The organism is Pseudomonas putida, from assembly GCF_009883635.2.
Lineage (GTDB): Bacteria > Pseudomonadota > Gammaproteobacteria > Pseudomonadales > Pseudomonadaceae > Aquipseudomonas > Aquipseudomonas putida_W.
In genome coordinates, this window is sequence record NZ_CP026115.2 from 2,015,306 (window position 1) to 2,033,673 (window position 18,368).

At 62.6% G+C, this 18,368-nt stretch carries 17 protein-coding genes and 1 pseudogene; 1 reads left to right on the forward strand and 17 read right to left on the reverse strand.

Going from position 1 to position 18,368, the window contains the following annotated elements:
• Positions 1 to 26: 26 nt before the first annotated feature.
• From C2H86_RS09275 to C2H86_RS09350, 17 genes and pseudogenes are all read right to left on the reverse strand, one after another.
• Positions 27 to 401 carry a hypothetical protein gene (locus tag C2H86_RS09275; protein WP_159412318.1) on the reverse strand — a complete coding sequence of 125 codons (375 nt, stop codon included), beginning with the start codon at positions 399 to 401 and terminating at the stop codon, positions 27 to 29.
• Complete coding sequence (locus C2H86_RS09280) at positions 398 to 1,369, reverse strand: hypothetical protein (protein WP_159412319.1); 972 nt, start codon at positions 1,367 to 1,369, stop codon at positions 398 to 400. The genes C2H86_RS09275 and C2H86_RS09280 overlap by 4 nt, the downstream gene beginning before the upstream one ends.
• Before the next feature lie 9 nt (positions 1,370 to 1,378).
• Positions 1,379 to 1,867 (reverse strand): Hcp family type VI secretion system effector, encoded by a 489-nt coding sequence (locus C2H86_RS09285; protein WP_159412320.1) that lies wholly within the window; start codon positions 1,865 to 1,867, stop codon positions 1,379 to 1,381.
• Positions 1,868 to 2,116: 249 nt separating this feature from the next.
• Positions 2,117 to 2,569: a DUF2867 domain-containing protein gene (locus C2H86_RS09290; protein WP_159412321.1), complete on the reverse strand. Its 453-nt coding sequence runs from the start codon at positions 2,567 to 2,569 to the stop codon at positions 2,117 to 2,119.
• Positions 2,570 to 2,814: 245 nt separating this feature from the next.
• Entirely contained in the window at positions 2,815 to 3,699 is an 885-nt protein-coding gene (locus C2H86_RS28650) for a methyl-accepting chemotaxis protein (RefSeq protein ID WP_371263275.1), read from the reverse strand.
• Between the two features lie 21 nt (positions 3,700 to 3,720).
• Positions 3,721 to 4,413 (reverse strand): annotated as a pseudogene (locus C2H86_RS28655) (methyl-accepting chemotaxis protein); the annotation flags it as partial.
• Between the two features lie 524 nt (positions 4,414 to 4,937).
• Entirely contained in the window at positions 4,938 to 6,230 is a 1,293-nt protein-coding gene (locus tag C2H86_RS09300; protein ID WP_028688256.1) for an adenylosuccinate synthase, read from the reverse strand.
• A gap of 55 nt (positions 6,231 to 6,285) precedes the next feature.
• Complete coding sequence (locus C2H86_RS09305) at positions 6,286 to 7,473, reverse strand: ATP phosphoribosyltransferase regulatory subunit (protein ID WP_110633498.1); 1,188 nt, start codon at positions 7,471 to 7,473, stop codon at positions 6,286 to 6,288.
• Between the two features lie 301 nt (positions 7,474 to 7,774).
• Positions 7,775 to 8,644 (reverse strand): protease modulator HflC, encoded by an 870-nt coding sequence (gene hflC, locus C2H86_RS09310; protein WP_103445892.1) that lies wholly within the window; start codon positions 8,642 to 8,644, stop codon positions 7,775 to 7,777.
• Positions 8,644 to 9,822 carry an FtsH protease activity modulator HflK gene (gene hflK / locus C2H86_RS09315; RefSeq protein WP_152958517.1) on the reverse strand — a complete coding sequence of 393 codons (1,179 nt, stop codon included), beginning with the start codon at positions 9,820 to 9,822 and terminating at the stop codon, positions 8,644 to 8,646. Before hflK ends, hflC begins: the two co-directional genes overlap by 1 nt.
• Positions 9,823 to 9,918: 96 nt before the next feature.
• Positions 9,919 to 11,220 (reverse strand): ribosome rescue GTPase HflX, encoded by a 1,302-nt coding sequence (gene hflX, locus C2H86_RS09320; RefSeq protein WP_060510652.1) that lies wholly within the window; start codon positions 11,218 to 11,220, stop codon positions 9,919 to 9,921.
• A 12-nt stretch (positions 11,221 to 11,232) separates the two neighbouring features.
• Entirely contained in the window at positions 11,233 to 11,493 is a 261-nt protein-coding gene (hfq, locus tag C2H86_RS09325; RefSeq protein WP_060510654.1) for an RNA chaperone Hfq, read from the reverse strand.
• A 95-nt stretch (positions 11,494 to 11,588) separates the two neighbouring features.
• Positions 11,589 to 12,560, reverse strand: a complete 972-nt coding sequence (gene miaA, locus C2H86_RS09330; protein WP_159412323.1) for a tRNA (adenosine(37)-N6)-dimethylallyltransferase MiaA — start codon at positions 12,558 to 12,560, stop codon at positions 11,589 to 11,591.
• A 1-nt stretch (position 12,561) separates the two neighbouring features.
• On the reverse strand, positions 12,562 to 14,454 hold the full coding sequence (gene mutL / locus C2H86_RS09335) for a DNA mismatch repair endonuclease MutL (RefSeq protein WP_159412324.1): 1,893 nt from the start codon (positions 14,452 to 14,454) through the stop codon (positions 12,562 to 12,564).
• Positions 14,451 to 15,881 (reverse strand): N-acetylmuramoyl-L-alanine amidase, encoded by a 1,431-nt coding sequence (locus C2H86_RS09340; protein WP_159412325.1) that lies wholly within the window; start codon positions 15,879 to 15,881, stop codon positions 14,451 to 14,453. The genes mutL and C2H86_RS09340 overlap by 4 nt, the downstream gene beginning before the upstream one ends.
• Before the next feature lie 11 nt (positions 15,882 to 15,892).
• Positions 15,893 to 16,306, reverse strand: a complete 414-nt coding sequence (gene tsaE, locus C2H86_RS09345; protein ID WP_430738584.1) for a tRNA (adenosine(37)-N6)-threonylcarbamoyltransferase complex ATPase subunit type 1 TsaE — start codon at positions 16,304 to 16,306, stop codon at positions 15,893 to 15,895.
• 47 nt (positions 16,307 to 16,353) lie between these two features.
• The gene (locus C2H86_RS09350) at positions 16,354 to 17,214 is read right to left on the reverse strand and encodes an NAD(P)H-hydrate dehydratase (RefSeq protein ID WP_159412327.1); all 861 of its coding nucleotides are present in this window, start codon (positions 17,212 to 17,214) and stop codon (positions 16,354 to 16,356) included.
• 64 nt (positions 17,215 to 17,278) lie between these two features.
• Between C2H86_RS09350 and queG the strand changes: the two genes are divergently transcribed.
• Positions 17,279 to 18,343 carry a tRNA epoxyqueuosine(34) reductase QueG gene (queG, locus tag C2H86_RS09355; RefSeq protein ID WP_159412328.1) on the forward strand — a complete coding sequence of 355 codons (1,065 nt, stop codon included), beginning with the start codon at positions 17,279 to 17,281 and terminating at the stop codon, positions 18,341 to 18,343.
• The last annotated feature ends 25 nt before the right edge of the window (positions 18,344 to 18,368 follow it).

Sequence of the window (18,368 nt, forward strand, 5' to 3'; positions counted from 1 at the left end):
TGGACTTTCGAACGACACACACGAGCTCACCGCAAGTACTCTATCCAAACAAAAAACAGAACAATCAGTGCAATCAGCAAAATTTGTACAGCCCACAAACGCACTAACAGCCTCTGCAGGTCGGCGGGTGCCTTTGCAATATCATTGCTATCCAATAGCCCCTTCCGAACGCTAAAATATTTCATAGATAGCATTGCGGAAATTGACCCTAGCCGCATGACTTTCCCTAGCAGCCCAGCATGAGAATATATTTCTCTGTTCACAGCCACCATTCGGCTATTTGACAGGATTGATTCGATACGATCCAGATATCGATGCGCAACGAATATCCACACACCAAACATCAGAAAAGGCGAAATAATTACAAACACACCAAGCACTGCGAGGTGCAAGTTACTCATCGCACTGCCTCATACAAAATCTCCCCCACTCTTTCTCCCAAAGTCTCACCAAACCCACCACCAGCAATACCTCCAGCCGCTCCCCCCAATACCGCACATGCGAAAGTTGCCGTTCCACCGGTGGGTATACCTACAGCAACACATGCGATTGGCCCCAAGACTCCCCCGACATATCCACCAACTCCTCCCAGCCCCAAGCCACCAACGAGCGAACTCCTCTCCACATAGTTGGCCTCTCTACACTCCTCCTCCCGCCCAAGCACGCACGCGTTACGAATTGACAGTTCGGTTGACGCCACATCAAGTGCCATGCCTAAATATGTACCTTTTTTTACCCAATTAGCCGCCTTAGCCACGCCAGATATTTTTGCTGCATAGCCTTTAATCTCACCACCGTGAAGAAATCTTTTGGTAGATATATCCAGCGCATGCTTGATTTTGCCCCGATTGCGTAACCCTGACCCATACGCAGCCATACTATCTAGCTGCGCCTCCAACTTCAAAAACAGCGCTGTACGCTTCGAGTAGAATTCATTACGAGCTTTCAACGTGCCTTGATGCAAGTAATTCCGGTGTAGCTGTTCTATTTCCTCTAACGTTTTCTTGATAGCTTCAAGATGCTTGCTCCAAGCGTCACTAGCTGTACCAGCGCCGATGGAAGCACGAGACAGCAAGCTCTGCAGCAACTCAAAATTCTCCAGAAGGAACCCGTCAAAGCCACCGCCGCTCAATTCGATGTCGAGGTGTATACCTAACGCCTTACCCATGAGAAATGCCTCATGAGCAGTACAGGACGGCGTGCTTGGGTCACCCATGATTATCAGCTCCCCAGGGAAAACAACAGTGTTGACGACATGCGCATTCAACACATCAAACTTGGCCCGCTGATTCGCGTTCATGGGCGTATCGGCCTTCAGCGACTCATACGACTGCGCTTGCGGATTAATGAAGCTGCGCGCCTCGGACATGGTCGTACCTCACGCATACTTCTTGTTGTTGATGCGGTCCCAACCACCCGTGACGTTGCCGCCGGCACTGCCGTCAAGGCGTTTCTGCCGCGTGTAGGTCGTCTTGATGCGCCCGTAGTTAAGCTGCACGACTTCCACTGGCACCCCAGCGCTGGCGCTCTGGGCATAGTCGGCGATGATCACTTCCTCGAGGACGACTTCGTAGTACTTGAGCTTATCGCCACCAGCACGACACAGCACGAGCTTCACCTCCTTCAGGTGCTGCCCGGCACAGCTAGCCTCCAGCAGCTTGCAGCTAGCACTGTCCAGGTATTTGGTGAAGGTAAAGTTGGTGAGCGTGGTGCGGCCTGATGATGCGCCGCCCGCTGAGCTTGCGGTGGCAGAGGTACTCTGGTTTGCACCGAACTTGTAGCCGATGATTTCGATCCAGTTGGCGTACTGCTCGTCCAGCGCTTCGCCAGTGATTTCCGCGATTTGAATATAAGCATCGAAAGCCATGTTTACCTCTCCTTGGTAAAGATTGGGCTGATAACGACGATGCCCCGACATCGCCGTCCTGAGGTTGTTCCTGAAGAAAGCGGCGAAGTTTGCCGAGTGCCTTCAGGCCCGATCGACACTAGCTCCCTGTGTCTAGCGCTGCAACAGAAAACATTCTAGCGGGACCTATTTGGGAAATTTCCTACAATTTTGACGAAGATGCAGGCTTGATCAAGTAAATGAATGTTTCACCCTCACATTCAGCGCTGCCTACAAATTCGCCAGCATCCGACGCACGATGAAGCCATGCACCTGGCCAACCGGCAGCATGTATAGCCGGCCAAAGGCGTTGAAACACCGCACCGACGTGGTCACTTTCAAGCGCAGCCCATCCACCTCCATACAGACCATCACCGCCAGGTGCGTATCACGCGAAGTCAGCACCAGTTGCAGATCGCTGATGGCCTCGACGGTGAAGAAGTCCAGATACTCACCTACAGCCGGCACATGCCCTGGATCGCGGGGAGAGAAGCCATGGATATCGGCGACATTGAAACGACGCGAGATGAAGTCACGAATGCGGAAGGCCCTGGCCAGCCAGCCTGGCACATCCGAGGTCATGGCGCAGTAGGCTTGCAGGGCGCTCATCGGGGCAGTGAGCTGTACGCTGGCACTATGGAGAAAATCGAGGTCGGCCTGGGCGGCGACCAGCTGGGTGGACATGAGCAACTCCCTTTGTCATGTGACGCTGACAGCTTAGCAACATGACTCGCTGCGGGAGATTCTTTCTTGCTTGATTTGTTCAAGCTGGCGCGATCCTTGTGGGAGCCGCGCTTGCCGGCGATGGGGCGCGAAGCGGCCCCGGCAATTTATGCAGCAACCTTGAAATCATGGGGCCGCTTAGCGGCCCATCGCCGGCAAGCGCGGCTCCCATAGGATCGCGCCGTTTTTTAGAAACGAAGCAAGGATCAAGCCCTGAACTGCCCAAGACTGGCGCGCAATTGGGCCGCCAAGTCATCCAGCACCTTGCTGCTGGCGGTGGTCTGCATCACCACTTCGGCCGAGCGTTCGGCTTGGGCATGAATGTTCTCCACCCGCCCGCGCACTGCCTGCGCGCCGCTGGCCTGCTGCTCAGCAGCGCGGGTCGCCAGGCCGATGGCCGCGTGCACCTGCTCCACGGCGGCCTGCACCGACTGCTGGCGCCGCTCGTTGTCACGCAACACCAACAGCCCTTCGCTGGCCTTGAGCCCGGCCTGGCTGATGGTCGCCACTGCCTCCTTGGCACCTTTCTGCAGGGCGGCGATGTGCGCCTGAATGTCGCCGGTAGAGCTTTGGGTCTTGCTCGCCAGGGCGCGTACTTCATCGGCCACTACGGCAAACCCGCGGCCCGTTTCGCCAGCGCGTGCGGCTTCGATTGCGGCGTTGAGGGCCAGCAGGTTGGTCTGCTCGGCGATGCCATGGATGACAGTCAGCACCACTTCGATCTGTTCGCTCTGCTTGGCCAGGCGTTCGATCACCTGCGAGCCGGTCTCCACCTGCCCGGCAAGGTTCTCGATCAGGCTCGCCAGTTGCGTCGAGGAACGGCTGTTCTCGTCGGTTGCCTGGCGAATGTCCACTACCTGCTGCAACGCCGCCTGCATGGCATGGCTTTCAGCCTGGGCCTCGTCAGCCATGCTCGACAGGTCGCGCAGACTGGCGGCCACTTCGTCGCGCTGCAACGCCGCCGCCGCATCGGCACCGGCATTGCGCTGGGCCATGGTGCCGATCTCGACGCCGGTGCGCTGGGCCACCTCGCCGGCCTCGCGGACGATGGGCTGCAGCTTGTCGACGAAGCGGTTGACCGCCGAAGCCATGTCGCCGATCTCGTCGCGGCTGTCGAGGGTCACGCGCTTGGTCAGGTCGCCTTCGCCTGCAGCCAGGTCATTGAGCGCAGCGATCAGCAGGCGTAGTTTGCTGAGCACGCGACGGCCTAGCACCACGGCCACCACCAGCAGCACACCCAGGCCAACCACCACCAGGCCCAGGCCAATCCGCCAACGCAGCTCGGCAGCCGCATCGCGCACAGTCTGCGCAGTATTGGCCTGCATCGCGGTAGCGCTGGCCTGCGCGGCTTCCAGGCGTTCACGCAGGGCCTTGCCACTGTCGGCGGCCGCAGCACCCAAGCTATCGCCAACCAGTTGCTCGCCGCTGGCGATCAGGGCACTGAAGCGCTGGTCGAGGGCTTTGAGTTCCTGGTCGACGCCGGCGGTGGAAACACCCATCAGGACTTTGCCGATCTCGGCACCATTGGGGTTGATCGAAGCTTCGACGAAATACACCGAAGGATCGCGACGCGCGGCTTCGAGCACCTTGTCCAGCGCTCGCTCGCCCTGGCCCTTCTCGATCAAAGCCTGGTTGATCGGGTTCTGCCGGTTCAAATAGCGGGTCAAGTGCTGGCCCTGCGCATCGTCATAGATCACAAACAGCACGTTGGGGTTGCGCTGGGCGCGACGGGCGAAGTCGGAGAGCATCGGCACATCGTTATCCCAGATCGCCCGCGGGGCAACCGAGGCCAGCAGCTCGGCCATGTCGTTGGCCGAGTCCTTGAGGTTTTTCTCCAGGGTGGCGCGCAGCTGCTGCTGTTCGTCCTGCAACCGCGCGGATAGGCCTGCGCTCAGGCGCTGGCGAGTGCTGCTGGAAAGGCTCTCGAGCCCCCCGCGCACGTCCTGGCCGGCCTGCTCCAGCTCGCCGGCGAGCTGGCGGCTGTCTTTGCCCAGGCGCTCGCCCAAGTCGGCCTCCAAGGCCGTCACGGTGCTGCGGGTCAGCGCAACGGCAACCAGCACCTGCACCAAAAGGGCGATACCAAGGGCAACAAACACAGGCCGCAAGAGGCGGCTTCGTAACAGTGAAAGGATGGCAGACACGGTGTAACCCTCGTGTTTTCTGGCGCCACTATTTTGATGGCATCTACAGAAACTTCTTACAGCAAGGGTTGTGCCGTACACAGCAGGGATAAACGCCAAGGTCTAGCAATGCGCCAGGCCTGCGCCACAAATGAAAACGCCGCGGTCCTTTTTCAGGACCGCGGCGTCAGATCAGCCTGGAGGGCAGATCAGGCGAACGGATGACGCAGGACGATGGTCTCGTTGCGGTCCGGGCCGGTCGAAATGATGTCGATCGGCGCGCCTACCAGCTCTTCGATGCGCTTGATGTAGTTACGCGCAGCTTGTGGCAGCTCTTCCAGGGTTTTCACGCCCAGGGTCGATTCGCTCCAGCCTGGCATCTCTTCGTACACCGGCTCCAGGCCGATGTAGCTGTCGGCATCGGAAGGCGCGTCGATGACGGCACCGTTCTCGTTCTTGTAGCCAACGCAGATGTTGATGGTTTCCAGGCCGTCCAGCACGTCCAGCTTGGTCAGGCAGATGCCCGAGATGCTGTTGACGTCGATGGCGCGACGCAGGATGACGGCATCGAACCAGCCGCAACGACGGGCACGGCCAGTGGTCGAACCGAATTCGTGACCACGCTTGGCCAGGGTGGCGCCGGTCTCGTCGAACAGTTCGGTCGGGAACGGACCGGAACCAACGCGAGTGGTGTAGGCCTTGGTGATGCCCAGGATGTAGTCCAGGTACATCGGGCCAACGCCGGAACCGGTGGAGATGCCGCCAGCGGTGGTGTTGGAGCTGGTGACGTACGGGTAGGTACCGTGGTCGATGTCCAGCAGCGAGCCCTGGGCACCTTCGAACATGATGTCCTTGCCAGCGCGACGCAGGTTGTGCAGCTCGGCGGTGACATCGAGCATCATCGGCTTGAGCTGCTCGGCGTAGGCCATGCACTCGTCCAGGGTCTGCTGGAAGTCGATGGCCGGCTCTTTGTAGTAGTTCACCAGCTGGAAGTTGTGGTAGTCCAGCAGCTCACCCAGCTTGGCAGCGAAACGCTCGCGGTGGAACAGGTCGCCGACGCGCAGGCCGCGGCGTGCAACCTTGTCTTCGTAGGCTGGGCCGATGCCACGGCCGGTGGTGCCGATCTTGGCTTCGCCACGGGCTTTTTCACGGGCCTGGTCCAGGGCCACGTGGTACGACAGGATCAGCGGCGCCGCCGGGGAGATGCGCAGGCGTTCGCGCACCGGTACGCCCTTCTCTTCCAGCTTGGTGATTTCACGCATCAGGGCGTCCGGCGCAACGACCACGCCGTTGCCGATCAGGCACTGTACGCCTTCACGCAGGATGCCCGAGGGAATCAGGTGCAGAACGGTTTTCTCACCGTTGATCACCAGGGTGTGGCCCGCGTTGTGGCCACCTTGGTAGCGCACTACGGCGGCAGCATGTTCGGTCAGCAGATCGACGATCTTGCCTTTGCCCTCATCACCCCACTGGGTGCCCAGGACGACGACATTCTTACCCATTACATTGGTCCTCATTCACGCAAACTTGGTTGCCGGCCTTTGCCGACGCAGAAACTCACTGGGCCAGCGGCAGAACCTGCCAGCGCCCGTCTTGCTGAATCAATTGCCGATCACAATCCGCCTCGAGAGCAGCACTCAACGGCTGGCCAGGCAGAGCCTGGACCACACGCTGGCCCTCGTTGCGCAACTGGCAGACCTGCTGCCAGAGGGCCGCGTCGCCACTGTCCGGCATCCAGATGCCGCCAGTTGGCAATACGACCTCCGCTCGCCCCAGTGTGACCAGGGTCTTCAAATCCGTGGAGAAACCGGTGGCCGGGCGTGCCCGGCCAAAGTCGGCGCCGATGTCGTCATAGCGGCCGCCCTGGGCGATCGATTGACCTTCGCCCGGGACGAACACGGCGAACACCACGCCGGTGTGGTAGTTGTAACCGCGCAGCTCACCGAGGTCGAAGTACAGCGGCAGGTCCGGGAAGCGCGACGCCAGGCGATCAGCGATCGCCAGCAGGTCGTCGAGCGCCGCCAGAACGCTGGCCGGGGCACGGCCCAGGCGCACGCGGGCCTCGGCCAGCACTTCACGGCCGCCGCACAGTTCGACCAGGGCGCGCAGCATGTTGCCCAGGTCCTTCGGCAGGTCGGCAGTCAGTGCCTGCACTTCATCGACCGACTTGCGCTGCAGGGCGTCGAACAGCTGCTGCTCGACCGCGCCCGACAGGCCGGCGGCACGGGCCAGGCCGCGGTAGATGCCGACGTGACCAAGATCCATGTGCACATCGGCAACGTCGGTCAGCTGCAGCGTGGCGAGCATCAGGCTGATGACTTCGACATCGCTGGTCGGGCTGGCGTCGCCGTACAGCTCGGCACCCAGCTGAATCGGGCTGCGCGAGGTGGACAGGGCACGCGGCTGGGCGTGCAGCACGCTGCCGGCGTAGCACAGGCGGCTCGGGCCTTCACGGCGCAGAGTGTGGGCGTCGATGCGCGCCACCTGCGGGGTGAAGTCGGCGCGGAAGCCCATCAGGCGGCCCGACTGCGGGTCGACAACCTTGAAGGTGCGCTGATCCAGGTCCTGGCCGGCGCCGGTGAGCAGCGACTCCAGGTACTCGATATGCGGGGTGACGACCAGCTCGTAGCCCCAACTCTGGAACAGGTCCAACACCTGGCGGCGCGCGATCTCGATGCGCGCAGCCTCAGGTGGCAGTACTTCCTCGATGCCATCTGGCAGCAGCCAGCGGTCTACCGTTGCCATTACGCCATTTCCCCTCTGGTCCGGGCGGCTTGCCAGCTGGCGAGCCGTCAGTAAAGCCGGTATCGCGCACAGCAGCGGGCAGCACTGATCCCAGCGCAGCCACCGTACCCGATACCCTCGAATTGCCTTGCGACCTGACCAAACCGTCAACTGGCGATTTGCCAATCAACCTTGCAGACGCAAAAAAGCCGGGAAATTTCCCGGCTGCCTCATCATACACCCCTTTTCATTCAGGATGCACCCCGCCTGGTGTTTTAGCTGCCAGGCGGGGCGGCGCTGCATGAAAATCAGGGCCTGAGCATCACGGCTTGCTCTTGTCCAGGAAGCGGAAGAACTCGTTCTTCGCGTCCAGCACCAGCACGTCGCTCTTGCTCGAGAAGCTGTCGCGGTACGCCTGAAGGCTACGGTAGAACGCATAGAAATCGGCGTCCTGGGTGTAGGCCTTGGCGTAGATGGCGGCCGACTGAGCGTCGCCGTCACCGCGAGTCTCTTCCGCTTCGCGGTAGGCTTCAGCCAGCAGTACACGGCGCTGACGGTCGGCATCGGCGCGAATACCTTCGGCCAACTCGTTACCTTTGGCGCGGTGCTCGCGGGCTTCACGCTCACGCTCGGTGCTCATGCGGTCGAACACGCTGCGGTTGACTTCCTTCGGCAGGTCGATGGCCTTGACGCGCACGTCGACCACCTCGATACCCAGCTCCTTGCTGGCCATGCGGTTCAGCGATGCGGTGATGTCAGCCATCAGCGCGTCACGTTCACCGGAAACCACCTCGTGCAGGGTGCGCTTACCGAACTGGTCACGCAGGCCGCTTTCCAGACGACGCGACAGACGCTCGTCGGCGATCTGCTTCATGCCGGAAGTGGCGGTGTAGAAGCGCTCGGCATCCTTGACGCGCCACTTGGCATAGGCGTCGACCATCACCGCCTTCTTCTCCAGGGTCAGGAACCGCTGGGTCGGGGCGTCGAGGGTCATCAGACGTGCGTCGAACTTGCGTACCTGGTTCACGTACGGAATCTTCACGTGCAGGCCCGGCTGGACATCCGCCTGGACCACCTTACCGAAGCGCAGCAGTACCGCACGCTCGGTCTGGGACACGATGTAGAAGCTGTTCCAGGCCACAATGGCCAGAACCACGGCGGCGATCAGGGCGATCAGCGATCGGTTGCTCATCAGCGGCTCTCCCTAGTGCGCAGTGGCTGCTGTTGCTGTTGCAAGTCCTGCGCGGCACGCGCGGCCGCATCGTTGACCGACGGGCTGACGCTGGTGCTTGGCGCGGACGCGTTGCGGCTGCCTTCGACCATCTTGTCCAGCGGCAGGTAGAGCAGGTTGTTCTGCCCGTCCTTGGCCGTGACCAGAACCTTGCTGGTATTGCTGTAGACCTCTTGCATGGTCTCCAGGTACAGGCGCTGACGGGTCACGTCAGGGGCCTTGCGGTACTCGGCGACCAGCTTGGTGAAGCGATCAGCCTCACCCTTGGCGCGGGCGATGACTTCGTCGCGGTAACCGTTGGCGTCCTCGATGATGCGCTGGGCCTGACCGCGGGCTTCCGGCACCACGCCATTGGCGTAGGACTCGGCCTGGTTGCGGGCACGCTGCTCGTCTTCGCGGGCGCGAATCACGTCGTCGAAGGCTTCCTGCACTTCACGCGGGGCTGCCGCGCTCTGTACGTTGACCTGGGTGACGGTGATACCGGTGCGGTAGTTGTCGAGGAAGCGCTGCAGGCGCTCGCGGATATCCACGGCCATCTGCTCACGGCCCTCGGTCAACACCTGGTCCATCGAGGTGGAACCCACCACGTGGCGCAGGGCGCTGTCGGTCGCATGCTGCAGGCTGACCTCAGGCTGGTCGACGTTAAGCACGAAGTCCTGCAGGTTGCTGATCTTGTACTGGACGGTCAGCGGCACCTCGACGATGTTCTCGTCTTCGGTGAGCATCTGCCCCTGCTTGGTGTAGGCACGCTCGCGCGTGACGTTTTCCATGTACTTGCGATCGATTGGCGGGAAGTAGATGTTCAGGCCGGGACCGACCGTCTCATAGTACTTGCCGAAGCGCAGCACCACGGCCTGCTCCTGTTCGTCGACCACGTACACGGCGCTGTACAGCCAGATTGCAGCAAGCACCGCCAGGCCAATGCCCAGCAGACCATAGCCGCCACCCTTGCCGACATTGCGGTCACCGCCGCCACGTTTCTTGCCACTGCCGAACATGCCGTTCAGGCTGTCCTGCAGCTTGCGGAAGGCCTCGTCCAGATCCGGCGGACCCTTCTTGTCGCCACCACCGCCGCCACCGCGACGGCCGCCCCAGGGATCCTGATTGTTCGAGTTGCCACCCGGCTCGTTCCAAGCCATAGCGCTCTCCATCTGATAAAGCAAAGACGCGCCCACGGCGCGCCGTCCAATGCTACAGAATGCCTGCCACTGCTGCCCGGCGACCTCACCGGGCATTTATTGCAAAGTGTGTTGCTCGACAAACACTTGCGGCTCCATGCCTTCACGACTGACCAGGCGATTCAACTCGACCCTGGGCAGCCGAACACTCAGCAGGCTGCGCCCTTCTTCGTCATGCTCTTCACTTCGCACGGCACCCAGGGCAAAGAATTGCGCGCGCAAGCGGGCAAAACGCTGCTCCAGGCAAAGGGTACCGACAAACAGATCATCCCCCAGCAACTCGGCAATCGCCTGGCCGACCAGCTCCAGGCCACGTCCATCTCGTGCCGACACCCAGACCCGCTGCGGCTTGCCATCGGCATCGCGCTGGATCTGCGGCTCGACATCTTCGAGCAGGTCGAGTTTGTTATAGACCTCGAGGATCGGCAAGCCTTCGGCACCGATCTCTCCCAACACGGCCAGCACTTGCTCGATCTGCTCCATGCGCTCTGGCTCATGGGCGTCGATCACATGCAGCAGCAGGTCCGAGTTGCTCGACTCTTCGAGCGTAGCCCGAAATGCCTCGACCAGCTTGTGCGGCAGGTGGCGAATGAAGCCCACGGTGTCCGCCAGCACGATCGGCCCCAGGTCGGCCAGTTCGAGCCGGCGCAAGGTCGGGTCGAGCGTGGCGAACAGCTGATCGGCCGCGTACACCTCGGATTCGGTCAGGGCATTAAACAGTGTGGACTTGCCGGCGTTGGTGTAGCCAACCAAAGAAACCGAAGGGATATCCGCGCGCTTGCGGCCACGACGGGCCTGCTCGCGCTGGCTGCGCACCTTCTCCAGGCGCCCCTTGATCTGGCGGATGCGTACCCGCAGCAGACGGCGGTCGGTTTCCAGCTGGGTTTCACCCGGGCCACGCAGGCCGATACCACCCTTCTGCCGCTCAAGGTGGGTCCAACCGCGCACCAGCCGCGTGCTCATGTGGTCGAGCTGGGCCAGTTCGACCTGCAGCTTGCCTTCATGGGTACGCGCCCGCTGGGCGAAGATGTCGAGAATCAGCCCGGTACGGTCAAGCACGCGACACTCGAAGACGCGCTCGAGGTTGCGTTCCTGACTGGGCGTGAGGGTGTGATTGAAAATCACCAGGTCTACCTGTTCGGCTTTGACCAGGTCGCGCAATTCCTCGACCTTGCCGCTGCCAATCAGGTATTTGGCCGTAGGCTGATGCCTGGCTACCGTGGCCAACGAGACGATGTCGGCTCCGGCCGACAGTGCCAGTTCCTGAAACTCCTGCGGGTCTTCGCGCGCCTCAGGGTTCTGACCTTCCAAGTGAACGAGCAACGCCCGCTCACCACCACCGTGGCGCTCAAAGAACAATGCAGGCTCCTATCAGGCGTTGCCTGGCTCGCTGTCGCCGTGCTCGCCGTCGGTCGGGCTTGGCAGGCGGACCGGACGGGCCGGAACTACGGTCGAAATGGCGTGCTTGTAGACCATCTGGCTGACGGTGTTCTTCAGCAGTACCACGAACTGGTCGAAGGATTCGATCGAGCCCTGCAGCTTGATCCCGTTGACCAGATAGATCGATACCGGGACCTTTTCCTTTCTCAGTTGATTCAAGTAAGGGTCTTGTAGCGAATGCCCTTTTGACATATGCCGCACTCCTGTAAGGATAAATAAATAGAAAATCAGAAAAATTGATAAGTCAGGCCGCCCCTTCGCAAGAATAGACGGCTATCAGCAGGGACTCAGCTCAATATGGAGACGGCCCCAAGGTATTTCAAGGTGCGGGACAGATTGTCGCAGGCCAGGCTGTCAAGCCAATGCACGTCAGGCCAGCCACGCAACCAGGTGAACTGCCGCTTGGCCAGCTGTCGAGTGGCAATGATACCGCGTTCGCGCATCTCATTCTCAGTCAGCTTGCCGTCGAGGTAGTCCCAGACCTGTCGATAGCCCACTGCCCGTATAGACGGCAGTCCGGCGTGCAAGTCACTTCTGGCTCGCAGCGATCGGACCTCGTCGACGAAGCCCTGTTCCAGCATCTGTGAAAATCGTAACGCAATTCGCTTATGCAGAATGTGACGATCCGCAGGCGCAATCGCCAAACTCGCGACAGTATAGGGCAAATGCCCGCTAGCGCCTGCGTCTGCGCCGCTACTTTCCGCGAATTGACGCTGGCGATGAGCTGTCATGCTCTCGCCGCTCACCCGGTAAACTTCCAGCGCGCGGATCAGCCGCTGTGGGTCGTTGGGGTGAATACGCGCCGCCGACTCCGGGTCGACTTCTGCGAGTTGCCGGTGCAACTCAGCCAGGCCCAGCGCCTCGGCCTGGGCCTCGAGCTCTGCGCGCACGGCGGCATCGGCCGCCGGCATGTCTGCCAGGCCTTCGATCAGCGCCTTGTAATAAAGCATGGTGCCGCCGACCAGCAGCGGAATCTTGCCGCGCGCGGTGATATCGGCCATCGCTTCCAGGGCGTCGGCACGAAATTGCGCGGCCGAGTAGCTTTCAGCCGGGTCGCGGATATCGATGAGCCGGTGCGGGTAGGCCGCCAGAATCTCTTTGGAAGGCTTGGCCGAACCAATGTCCAGGCCACGATAGACCAGCGCCGAGTCGACACTGATCAGCTCGCAGGGCAGGACCTTGGTCAGTTCGATGGCGAGGTCGGTCTTGCCGGCCGCCGTCGGGCCCATGAGGAAAATTGCAGGGGGTTTGCCGCTCATGTCATCGACCGCGCAGGAATAGTTTGTCCAGGTCGTCCAGGCCCATCTGGGTCCAGGTCGGACGGCCGTGGTTGCACTGGCCGCTGCGCTCGGTGTTTTCCATGTCGCGCAGCAGGGCGTTCATCTCGGGGATGGCCAGCCGTCGGTTGGCGCGCACGGCGCCGTGGCAGGCCATGGTGCCGAGCAGTTCGTTGAGGTGCGCCTGGATGCGGTCGCTGGTGCCGTATTCCATCAGGTCGGCGAGCACATCCTGAACCAGGCGATTGGCCTCGGCCTGCTTGAGCAGCGCCGGGATCTGGCGGACCGCCAGTGTCTCGGGGCCCAGGCGCTGCAGCTCGAAGCCCAGGCGCTGGAACCACTGGCCATGCTCTTCGGCACAATCGGCCTCGCGCTGGCTTAGCGCCAGGGTTTCCGGCACCAGCAGCGGCTGGCCGCTGAGGCCTTCGCTGGCCATGGCTACCTTGAGGCGCTCGTACATGATGCGCTCGTGGGCCGCGTGCATGTCCACAAGCACCAGGCCAACGGCATTCTCGGCGAGGATGTAGATGCCCTTGAGCTGGGCCAGGGCATAACCCAGCGGCGGGATGTCACCCTGGCTTTCCGGCAGTGCCGAAGCGGCTGGTGCGCCCTCGCTGTTCAGTGGCTTGTAGAACTCGCGATAGACCGCCTGGGACTCGGCAGCCGGCAACGGCTGCGAAGGGCGCGGCGTGTACTGATACTGGTAACCGGCGCCACTGCCGCCATTGGAAATGGAATGCTGTGGCTGTTCGAGCACTGGCGAGGCCAGGCGCATTTCACCCTGAGGGCCGAACTCACCGACCTGCTGCCCGGTCGGGCGAAGCACTTCAGGCACGGCGGCAGGCGCAGCCAGTTGATCCTCCGGGCGCACGTCAGCCAGGGCACGGTGTAGCGTGCCATAGAGGAAGTCATGCACCGAGCGGCCTTCGCGGAAGCGCACTTCGTGCTTGGTCGGGTGCACGTTGACGTCGACGCCATTCGGCTCGAGTTCGAGGAACAGCACGAAGGTCGGGTGCCGGCCGTTGAACAGCACGTCGCGATAGGCCTGGCGCACGGCATGGGCGACGAGCTTGTCGCGCACCGCACGGCCGTTGACGAAGAAGTACTGCAAATCGGCCTGGCTGCGCGAGAACGTCGGCAGGCCGACCCAGCCCCACAGCCTCAGGCCATTGCGCTCGACGTCGATCGGCAGCGCCTGCTCCATGAAGCCTGGGCCGCAGATGGCGCCAACCCGTCGGGCACGGGCAGTTTCGTCATGTGCCTCATGCAGGCTGAGGATGCTCTTGCCGTTGTGGCGCAGGTGAAAGCCGACATCGAAGCGGGCCAGGGCCAGACGGCGAATGACTTCCTGCAGGTGATCGAATTCGGTCTTTTCGGCCTTGAGGAACTTGCGCCGGGCCGGGGTATTGAAGAACAGGTCGCGTACTTCCACCGAAGTGCCGACCGGATGCGCAGCGGGCTGCACGCGCGGGGTCATGTCACGGCCTTCGGTCTCGACCTGCCAAGCTTCGCCAGCACTGGCGGTACGCGAAGTCAGAGTCAGGCGCGCCACCGAGCTGATCGACGCCAGCGCCTCACCCCGGAAGCCCAGGCTCAGTACGCCCTCAAGGTCTTCCAGCTCGCGAATCTTGCTGGTGGCGTGACGGGCCAGGGCCAGCGGCAGGTCGTCGGCGGAAATGCCGCTGCCATCGTCACGCACCCGCAGCAGCTTCACACCGCCCTGCTCGACTTCCACATCAATGCGCCGGGCACCGGAGTCCAGGCTGTTTTCCAACAGCTCCTTGGCTACCGAAGCCGGGCGCTCGACCACCTCACCCGCGGCAATCTGGTTGGCCAGCCGCGGGCTGAGCAGCTGGATGCGCGAACCACCACTCATTGCGAGGCCAGCGTGGTAGCGGGGATATCGAGGTGCTGGCCGACCTTCAGCTCATCGGTCTTGAGGCTGTTGGTGCTGCGCAGGCTGCTCACGCTGACCTGATAGCGCACGGCGAGCATCGCCAGGGTTTCGCCCGGCCGCACGGTGTGCTCACGCGGCCCCTGGGCAATCTTGCCGCTGTCACGCAGCCAGGCAATGTAGGTGCCAGGCGGCGGGTTCTGCTGGAAGTACTGGCGCACGCCGGTATGAATCGAGCGCGCCAACGCCTGCTGATGACTGGCGGTGGCCAGCTTGGCCGCCTCGTTGTTGTTCGAGATGAACCCGGTTTCAACGAGGATCGACGGGATATCTGGCGACTTCAGTACCATGAAGCCTGCCTGTTCCACCCGCTGCTTGTGCAGCGAGGTGACGCGCCCCATGTTGCCCAGCACTTTTTGCCCGACGTTCAGGCTGGAACTCAGCGTGGCGGTCATCGACAGGTCGAGCAGCACGCCCGCGAGCATGCGGTCCTTGTCATCGAGGCTGACGTTGCCGGCACCGCCGATCAGGTCGGAACGGTTTTCCGTGTCGGCCAGCCAGCGCGCGGTCTCGGAAGTGGCGCCACGGTCGGACAGGGCGAACACCGAGGCGCCAAAGGCGGCGCGCGACGGTGCGGCGTCGGCGTGGATCGAGATGAACAGGTCGGCACCCTTCTTGCGGGCAATCTCGGTGCGTTTGCGCAACGGGATGAAGTAATCACCGGTACGGGTCAGCTCGGCGCGGTAACCCTTCTCGGTGTTGATCTGGCGCTGCAACTCCTTGGCGATCTGCAGCACGATGTCTTTCTCGTGCTGGCCGCGCGAGCCGGATGCGCCCGGGTCTTCACCGCCATGACCGGCATCGATGGCAACCACGATGTCGCGCTTGCCACTCGGCACTGGCGGCAGTTTGATTGCCGGTTGAGCCGGGGTCACCGGTACCGCTGGCGTGGTTGCCGGTGTCTGCACCGGGGTTGGCGGCGGGGTCGGCGCCGTGGCGGCTATGGCGTCGGCTTCCTGGTCGTACAGGTCGACCACCAGGCGGTTGCCGTACTGGGCATTGGGCGCCAGGGTGAAGCTCTTGGGCGTGACCGACTTCTTCAGGTCGACCACCACACGCAGATCGGTGGGCGTACGTTGGGCCGAGCGCACGCTGCTGATCGGCGTATTCGCGGTCGACACGTTCAGCGGCGCGGCCAAGGTCGCGCCATTGATGTCGATCACCAGGCGATCGGGTGCACTGAGGGTGAAGACGCTATGCTGCACGGGGCCGGACAGATCGAAGACCAACCGCGTGTTGTCCGGCGCGCGCCACAGGCGCACGCTCTTGACTTGAGTGACGGCCAGAGCGTCAACGGTCACCGCTGTCAGCAGCAATCCAACGACAGCGACCAGTGCGCGTATGCGCATACCTACCCCACTTACTGTTTATAGTGTTCGGCCAGTGCAGTGCACCAGGCCTCGCCGCGAGCCCCCTGCGGCGTAAGGTCAAGCGAGCGGCCGCCCGCTTGAGGGCTTATGGTAATGGTCAGGTCGGGCTTTGGCAAAACGCCCGCACCCTTTTGTGGCCATTCGAACAGGCACAGCGGATCGCCCTCGAAATAGTCACGAATGCCCATGAACTCCAGCTCTTCCGGGTCGACCAGGCGATACAGGTCGAAATGGAAGGCGCGTACTTCACCGATTTCGTAGGGTTCTACCACGGTGAAAGTCGGACTTTTCACTGCACCAGTATGGCCCAGCCCACGGATCAGGCCACGCGAGAGCGTGGTCTTGCCCGCCCCCAGGTCGCCTTCCAGGAAAATAACGCCACGACCGCCGGTCACCTCGGCCATTTTTGCGCCGAAATCGACCGTGGCCGCTTCATCGGCCAGAAACAGGGTTAAGCCAGACACGCAGAATGCTCCTCCAACAATTCACGAATGACCGGCGCCAGATCACTGGCTGCCAGGCCTCTACCTTTGACGCCCAGGCGCTCTCCTGCACAGGCGTGCAGCCATACCCCCAGGCCAGCCGCGCTCCAGGCATCCAGCCCCTGGGCCAGCAACGCCGCCAGCACGCCGGTCAGCACGTCGCCCAGCCCTGCGCCGGCCATTGCCGGATGCCCTCGATTGCACAGCGCCAGCTGGCCGGCGGGGTCTGCCACCAGGGTGCCGGCCCCCTTGAGCACGCAGACACTGGCATAGCGGCGTGCCAACTTGCGCGCCGCCCCGGGGCGATCGGCCTGCACAGCCTCGGTGGATATGCCCAGCAGCCGCGCCGCCTCCCCCGGGTGCGGGGTGAGGATGCTGCCACTGGGTAGCGCCAGTGGCGTGCGAGCCAGCAGGTTCAGGGCGTCGGCATCCCACACCTGCGGCCGCTCGGCGTTGGCCACCGCTGACAGCAGGCTACGGCCCCAGGCAGCCTGACCCAGCCCGGGCCCCACCACCAGCACCGAGGCACGCTCCAGCACTGCAACCAACTGATTGGCCGACTCGACCCCCAGGCACATGGTTTCTGGCATGCGCGCCAGCCCGGCCATGACATGCTCCGGGCGCGTCGCCACGCTGACCAGTCCGGCACCGCAGCGCAGCGCAGCCTCGGCACTGAGCAGCACGGCGCCGCCGGTGCCCAAGTCGCCACCGACGACCAGCACATGGCCGAAGTCGCCTTTATGGGCATGCGCATGACGCGCCGGCAGGCGTGCGACAGTCACGCTGCTGAGCAGTTGCGGGGCATTACTGGAGTGTTTGGTCTGCGGCATGGGGTCAAAGGCTCCAATGTCTGGCAGAATTATACGCACCTGAGCCCGTATTGCCTGCCCATCCATGTCCGCCTGTACGCCTGACCTCGCCCAACTGGCCCAATCCATCAAGATCTGGGGCCAAGAACTCGGTTTTGCCCACGTCGGCATCGCCGGTGTCGACCTTGGCGAACACGAACACCACCTGCAACGCTGGCTCGAGGCCGGCTACCAGGGCGAAATGGAGTACCTCGGCGCCCATGGCAGCAAGCGCGCCCACCCCGACCAGCTGATTCCCGGCACGGTACGCGTGGTGTCGCTGCGCATGGACTACCTGCCCGGCGACACGCAGATGGCGCAACGTCTGGCCCAGCCGGAAAAGGCCTACGTGTCGCGCTACGCCCTGGGCCGCGACTACCACAAGCTGGTGCGCAAGCGCGTGCAGTTCCTGGCGGACCGCATCCAGGAAGCGATCGGCCCGTTCGGCTACCGCGCCTTCGTCGACAGCGCCCCGGTGCTGGAGAAGGCCCTTGCCGAGCAAGCCGGGCTGGGCTGGATTGGCAAGAATACCCTGCTGCTCAACCGCAAGGCCGGCAGCTACTTCTTCCTTGCCGAACTGTTCGTCGACCTGCCGCTGCCGGTGGACGAGGCGCATACCAGTGAACACTGCGGGCGCTGCCAGGCGTGCCTGGACATCTGCCCGACCCAGGCGTTCGTCGGGCCATACGTACTGGATGCGCGGCGCTGCATCTCCTACCTGACCATCGAGTTGCGCGGGCCCATTCCGGTCGAACTGCGCTCAATGATGGGCAATCGTGTGTTTGGCTGTGATGACTGCCAGATCGTCTGCCCCTGGAACCGCTTTGCCAATCACAGCAAGGAACAGGACTTCCAGCCACGGCATGGGCTGGAAAATGCCGAACTGGCTGAAATGTTCCTGTGGGACGAGCGCACCTTCCTGCGCAAGACCGAAGGCGGGCCGCTACGGCGGGCGGGGTATGAGCGATTCTTGCGCAACCTGGCGGTGGGGCTGGGTAATGCGCCTTCGACGATTCCGGTGATAGAGGCGTTGAAGGCTCGGCGGGAGGATGAGTCGGAACTGGTGCGCGAGCATGTCGAATGGGCGCTGGCCCGGCACGGCGTTGATTAGTCGGGGCCACTGCGCAGCCCCAGAC

Excerpts from the sequence above, each read along its gene's own strand:
- tsaE (WP_430738584.1), bottom strand. The coding sequence starts at position 16,306 with ATGGCCGAGGTGACCGGCGGTCGTGGCGTTATTTTCCTGGAAGGCGAC.
- C2H86_RS28650 (WP_371263275.1), bottom strand. The coding sequence starts at position 3,699 with ATGGCTTCGGCGGTCAACCGCTTCGTCGACAAGCTGCAGCCCATCGTC.
- miaA (WP_159412323.1), bottom strand. The coding sequence starts at position 12,560 with ATGAGCGGCAAACCCCCTGCAATTTTCCTCATGGGCCCGACGGCGGCC.
- hflK (WP_152958517.1), bottom strand. The coding sequence starts at position 9,822 with ATGGCTTGGAACGAGCCGGGTGGCAACTCGAACAATCAGGATCCCTGG.
- queG (WP_159412328.1), top strand. The coding sequence starts at position 17,279 with ATGTCCGCCTGTACGCCTGACCTCGCCCAACTGGCCCAATCCATCAAG.
- C2H86_RS09350 (WP_159412327.1), bottom strand. The coding sequence starts at position 17,214 with ATGCCGCAGACCAAACACTCCAGTAATGCCCCGCAACTGCTCAGCAGC.
- C2H86_RS09290 (WP_159412321.1), bottom strand. The coding sequence starts at position 2,569 with ATGTCCACCCAGCTGGTCGCCGCCCAGGCCGACCTCGATTTTCTCCAT.
- mutL (WP_159412324.1), bottom strand. The coding sequence starts at position 14,454 with ATGAGTGGTGGTTCGCGCATCCAGCTGCTCAGCCCGCGGCTGGCCAAC.
- hfq (WP_060510654.1), bottom strand. The coding sequence starts at position 11,493 with ATGTCAAAAGGGCATTCGCTACAAGACCCTTACTTGAATCAACTGAGA.
- C2H86_RS09300 (WP_028688256.1), bottom strand. The coding sequence starts at position 6,230 with ATGGGTAAGAATGTCGTCGTCCTGGGCACCCAGTGGGGTGATGAGGGC.
- C2H86_RS09275 (WP_159412318.1), bottom strand. The coding sequence starts at position 401 with ATGAGTAACTTGCACCTCGCAGTGCTTGGTGTGTTTGTAATTATTTCG.
- C2H86_RS09280 (WP_159412319.1), bottom strand. The coding sequence starts at position 1,369 with ATGTCCGAGGCGCGCAGCTTCATTAATCCGCAAGCGCAGTCGTATGAG.
- hflC (WP_103445892.1), bottom strand. The coding sequence starts at position 8,644 with ATGAGCAACCGATCGCTGATCGCCCTGATCGCCGCCGTGGTTCTGGCC.
- C2H86_RS09305 (WP_110633498.1), bottom strand. The coding sequence starts at position 7,473 with ATGGCAACGGTAGACCGCTGGCTGCTGCCAGATGGCATCGAGGAAGTA.
- C2H86_RS09285 (WP_159412320.1), bottom strand. The coding sequence starts at position 1,867 with ATGGCTTTCGATGCTTATATTCAAATCGCGGAAATCACTGGCGAAGCG.
- C2H86_RS09340 (WP_159412325.1), bottom strand. The coding sequence starts at position 15,881 with ATGCGCATACGCGCACTGGTCGCTGTCGTTGGATTGCTGCTGACAGCG.